Below are 4,852 nucleotides of genomic sequence, written 5' to 3' on the forward strand. Positions count from 1 at the left end.
TTTTAGTGCTGCCGTGCCTGCTGGTGTTGGTCTACAGCTTTGTCGAGCGCGGTGCCTATGGCGGCATCGACTGGACCTTTACCTGGGACAACTACGCCCGCGCCTTCGACCCGCTGTACCTGGGCATTCTGCTCAAGTCGGCGAAAATCGCCGCGCTGGCCACCCTGTTTGCGGTGCTGATCGGCTACCCCGCCGCCTATGCGATTGCCCGCGCGCCACGCCATCGTCAGCCGGTGTATCTGTTCCTGGTAATGCTGCCGTTCTGGAGCAATTACCTGATCCGCACCTACGCCTGGATCGTACTGCTTAACCGCGAAGGCCTGCTGAACAAGCTGGCGGCCACCCTCGGTTACAGCGGCGAGCCCATCAGCCTGCTCTATACCGAAAGCTCGGTGGTGTTGGGCCTGGTGTACAACTACATCCCCTTTGTGATTCTGGCCATTTACTCCTCGCTGTCGCGCATCAATGGCGAGCTGTGGGAAGCCTCGCGCGACCTCGGCGCCTCCGGCTGGATGACCTTTCGCCGGATTATTCTGCCGCTGAGCGTGCCCGGCATCGCTGCCGGTTCTGTGTTTGTCTTTGTGCTGAGCATCGGCAACTTCATCACCGCCGATTTGCTCGGCGGCAAGCAGGTGCAGATGGTCGGCAACCTGATCTATTCGCAGTTTTTGACCGCCCGCGACTGGCCATTTGGCTCGGCGCTGAGCTTTATCCTCATCGCCATTATGTTGCTGCTGCTGTTTGTACAGGCACTGCTGGCCCGTCGTGCGGCGGAGGGCAAAGCATGAGCCGGCAAACCATGACCAGCTCCACCGTGCTCGGCGCCCACCTGTGGTTGGTGTATGCCTTCCTCTATGTGCCGATTCTGGTGTTGATCCTGTTGTCGTTTAACAAGTCGGGCTTGCCCACCACCTGGACCGGCTTCTCACTCAAGTGGTACAGCGCGCTGGCCAATAACAGCGCGGTGCTGTCGGCGGCGCTTAACACCTTGATCGTCGCGCTGACTTCGACCTTTATCGCCTGTGTGCTTGGCACGTTGCTGGCCTTGGGCGTGGAGTTGCGTCGTAAAGGTGAGAAGCAAGGCCACGTCGCCGACACCCTGTTGATGGCGCCGATGATCATCCCTGACATTGTGCTGGCCATCGCCCTGTTGAGCTTTTTCAACTTAGTGAAAATGGGCCTGGGCCTGCACTCAATCATCATCAGCCACGCGGTGTTCAACATCGCCTTTGTCTGCGCGGTGGTGCGCACCCGCCTCAAGCATTTCGATTACTCGATTCTTGAAGCCTCGATTGACCTGGGCGCCGGCTGGTTTACCACCCTGCGCCGGGTGCTGCTGCCGGCGATTTTCCCCGGCGTTTTGGCGGGCGGTTTGCTCGCGTTCACCCTGTCGGTGGACGAATTCATCATCGCTTTTTTCAACTCCGGTTCAGGCCAGGCCTCGACCACGTTGCCGATGCAGATCTACGCCATGATCCGCTTCGGCGTCACCCCGGAAATCAATGCCCTGGCGACGCTGGTGATGCTGGTGAGCATCACCGCGCTGCTGGCATCGCAGCGTTTGAACAAGGCTCCCACCGCCCATGAATGAAGCAAAGAACGTACTGGTCCTGGACAAGGTCAGCAAAAGTTACGGCGACCACTTGGTGGCGGTAGATCAGGTGTCGCTAAGCATCCGCGAGAACGAATTCTTCGCCCTGCTCGGCCCCTCCGGCTGCGGCAAAACCACCTTGCTGCGCATGCTCGCCGGTTTTGAAACGCCGAGCGGCGGCTGCATTTATCTGGACGGCACCGATATCTCGCCGCTGCCGGCCAACAAGCGCCCGCTGAACCTGATGTTCCAGAGCTACGCCCTGTTCCCCAACATGACCGTGCGGAAAAACATCGCCTACGGCCTGGAAATGGACAAGCTCCCGGCCGCAGAAATTCGCCAGCGCGTGGACGAGGTATTGGCCACCGCGCAACTGGGCGAACTGGCCGAACGCAAACCCGACCAGCTCTCCGGCGGCCAACGCCAGCGCGTGGCCTTGGCCCGTGCCTTGGTCAAACGCCCGCGCGTACTGCTGCTGGATGAACCCCTTGGCGCGCTGGATAAAAAGCTGCGGGAAAAAATGCAGCTGGAGCTCAAGCGCCTGCAACACGAGAGCGGCATCACTTTCATCATCGTTACCCACGACCAGGAAGAAGCCCTGGTGATGTCCGACCGCATGGCCGTGCTCGACGGCGGCAAGGTCTGCCAATGCGGCTCGCCGGCTGAGCTATACGAAAACCCCAACAGCCGCTTTGTCGCCAACTTTATTGGCGTGAGCAATATCCTCGAAGGTGTGCGCCAGAGCGACAACAGCGTGAGCGTGCGCAACCGCACCCTCAAGGTCGAATCCGCGATTGGCGAGCTGCGCAACGAACCGGTAGCGCTGGTAATTCGCCCCGAGCGTTTACAGGTACTCAACGACGCCACTGCCGTGGCCGAGGTGCAGGCCTGCGTCAACCAAGTGGACGGCCAGATCGTCGAAATCGCCTACCACGGTCTGGACACCAACCTGCACGTACAAACTGCCCTCAGCGACAAGCCGCTGATCGTGCGCGTGCCGTCCTCACAACTCGACTTCGCCCAGTTTGCCCAGGGCGCCAGCATTCGCCTTGGCTGGCAGACGCGGCATGCCCGCGTACTGATCCGCTAGGCCATTTCACAACAACGAATCAGGTAGGAGCACAGCGTCATGAAGCAAAAAGTCATCGCCTTCTTTCCCGAAGCCGCTTACGGCCCGGCCCTGAATTCCGTGGGCATTGCCCAGGCCTGTGAAGCCCTCGGGCACAAGGCGGTGTTCCTCACCGACCCGGGCATGAGCGGCGTGTATTCGGGCTACGGCTTTGAGGAGCATATGGTCAATATGTCCGCGCCCATGCCGGCCGAGGAAATGGCCAAGTACTGGGTCGACTTTATCAACGGCCATATCCCCAACTTCCGCAAAAGCCCGCTCGAGCAAATCCCCAACTACGTAAAGGAATGCTGGGCGGCCATCGTCGAAACCGCCAAGTGGGCGGAGAAGGATTTGCCCGGCGTACTAGCCAAGGTGCAGCCGGATTTGATCTGCGTGGATAACGTGATCTTGTTCCCGGCCATCAAGCAATTTGGCAAACCTTGGGTGCGGATTATTTCCTGCTCGGAAAACGAAATTGAAGACCCGGATATCCCGCCGCACCTGTCCGGCATGAGCGTGCACGACAAAGCCGGCCACGCCGAATTCCGTAAGCGCTTTGACGAAGAAGTCGGGCCGATTCATGCCGACTTCAACGAGTTTCTGGTCGCCCATGGCGAGCAGCCGTACCCGCTGGGCACCTTCTTTGAAGCGTCGCCCTTTATGAACCTGCTGCTGTACCCGGACCCGGTGAAATTCGAGCGCCGCCACGCCCTGCCGCCCGAGCAGTTCCACTACCTGCAAGGCTGCGTGCGCGCCGACAAGCCGTATGACATTCCCCACTTCAAAGCCAACAACGATAAAGCGCTGCTGTATGTGAGTTTCGGCAGTCTGGGTTCTGGCGATGTTGAGCTGCTTAAGCGGCTTATCAGCGCGATTGGAAAACTGCCGTACCGCGCGCTGTTCAATGTCGGTGAGCACCTGGACGAATACACCGACCTGCCGGACAACGTGCAGATTTCCAACTGGTTCCCGCAGCCGTCGGTGATCGCCCAGGTCGACGCGGTGATCCACCACGGCGGCAATAACAGCTTTACCGAGTGCCTGTTCTTCGGCAAACCGGCCATCGTGATGGCCTACGTGTGGGACGGCCACGACAACGCCATGCGCGCCGAAGAAAGCGGCCACGGCTTCAAGCTTGATCGTTATGAATGGAGTGAAGCTGACCTCGCCGCCAAGCTCGACGCCTGCCTGACCGACCAAGCCATGGCCGCACGCTTAAAAGAAACCAGCGCCTATATGCAATCCCGTAAAGGCCCGCAAGACGCGGCCACCATTCTTGATGGACTGTTAAACCATGACTAACCCAACCCCGAGCAGCGCCCCGGCGCTGTACGACGTCAGCACCCGTACCGACCTGGTCGACTGGGGTGTGCAAAGCGACGCCGTTGAAGGCGTGTCCCACTCCAGCGGCCGCCTGCTGTTCAAAGGCCCCAACAACAGCCCGGAAACCGGCTTGTGGGTATGCACACCGGGGCGTTGGCGCTTGTCGATTCCACGGGACGAGCTGTGCCATTTCGTTTCTGGCCGCGCCACGTATCGCGAAGACAATGGCGAAGTGATTGAAGTGCACGCCAACACCCTGGTGCTCTTCCCCGCCGGCTGGACCGGCGAGTGCGAAGTCATCGAAACCATCCGCAACCTCTACATGCTGGCGTAAGTAGGGTGTGCTCCGCGCCCCGGGCGTTTTCCCCGCAATCGCAATGGTGCGCACAGCACACCCTACCCACAGAAATCTTCATAAAGGACCAAAATTTATGACTACCCCATACCTATACAACCCGCTGCAAGTCACCGACCTCAAAGACTGGGGCACCATCCCCACCATGATCGAAGGCGAATCGAAAGTCTCCGGTGTGGTGCTGCACAAAGGCCCCGAAGGCCAATCGGAATGCGGCATCTGGATTTGCACGCCGGGCAAGTGGTTTTGCCATGTCACCAGCGATGAGTTCTGCCACTTCCTCGAAGGCACCAGCACCTATGTGCACGAGAGCGGCGAAGTGATCGAGATCAAACCGGACACCGCAGCGTTCTTCCCCAAAGACTGGAAAGGCACCTGCACCGTCCACGAAACCATCAAAAAGGTTTACATGATTCGGTGACCACCATGCACCAGCAGTACGCCCGCCCCGAGCTGCGCCATGCCTTTCTGG

The 4,852-nt window shown here is 59.7% G+C and carries 6 protein-coding genes; all 6 read left to right on the top strand.

Annotated features, from left to right (window positions below):
* On the top strand, positions 1–788 hold a 788-nt coding region (locus AAAB16_RS02630), incomplete at its 5' end, for an ABC transporter permease (RefSeq protein WP_340661934.1).
* Positions 785–1,591, top strand: a complete 807-nt coding sequence (locus tag AAAB16_RS02635) for an ABC transporter permease (RefSeq protein ID WP_340661935.1) — start codon at positions 785–787, stop codon at positions 1,589–1,591. The genes AAAB16_RS02630 and AAAB16_RS02635, both read left to right, overlap by 4 nt.
* A complete protein-coding gene (locus AAAB16_RS02640) occupies positions 1,584–2,681 on the top strand; it encodes an ABC transporter ATP-binding protein (protein WP_340661936.1) in 1,098 nt (365 codons plus the stop codon). The genes AAAB16_RS02635 and AAAB16_RS02640 overlap by 8 nt, the downstream gene beginning before the upstream one ends.
* A 39-nt stretch (positions 2,682–2,720) precedes the next feature.
* On the top strand, positions 2,721–4,004 hold the full coding sequence (locus tag AAAB16_RS02645; RefSeq protein WP_340661937.1) for a glycosyltransferase: 1,284 nt from the start codon (positions 2,721–2,723) through the stop codon (positions 4,002–4,004).
* Positions 3,997–4,359 (top strand): cupin domain-containing protein, encoded by a 363-nt coding sequence (locus AAAB16_RS02650; RefSeq protein ID WP_340661938.1) that lies wholly within the window; start codon positions 3,997–3,999, stop codon positions 4,357–4,359. The genes AAAB16_RS02645 and AAAB16_RS02650 overlap by 8 nt, the downstream gene beginning before the upstream one ends.
* A 97-nt stretch (positions 4,360–4,456) precedes the next feature.
* A complete protein-coding gene (locus AAAB16_RS02655; RefSeq protein ID WP_340661939.1) occupies positions 4,457–4,801 on the top strand; it encodes a cupin domain-containing protein in 345 nt (114 codons plus the stop codon).
* The last annotated feature ends 51 nt before the right edge of the window (positions 4,802–4,852 follow it).

The sequence above is a fragment of the Pseudomonas sp. genome (assembly GCF_037994325.1).
Lineage (GTDB): Bacteria > Pseudomonadota > Gammaproteobacteria > Pseudomonadales > Pseudomonadaceae > Aquipseudomonas.

Coding starts and splice junctions, on each gene's coding strand:
- AAAB16_RS02635 (WP_340661935.1), top strand. CDS start 785: ATGAGCCGGCAAACCATGACCAGCTCCACCGTGCTCGGCGCCCACCTG.
- AAAB16_RS02640 (WP_340661936.1), top strand. CDS start 1,584: ATGAATGAAGCAAAGAACGTACTGGTCCTGGACAAGGTCAGCAAAAGT.
- AAAB16_RS02650 (WP_340661938.1), top strand. CDS start 3,997: ATGACTAACCCAACCCCGAGCAGCGCCCCGGCGCTGTACGACGTCAGC.
- AAAB16_RS02645 (WP_340661937.1), top strand. CDS start 2,721: ATGAAGCAAAAAGTCATCGCCTTCTTTCCCGAAGCCGCTTACGGCCCG.
- AAAB16_RS02655 (WP_340661939.1), top strand. CDS start 4,457: ATGACTACCCCATACCTATACAACCCGCTGCAAGTCACCGACCTCAAA.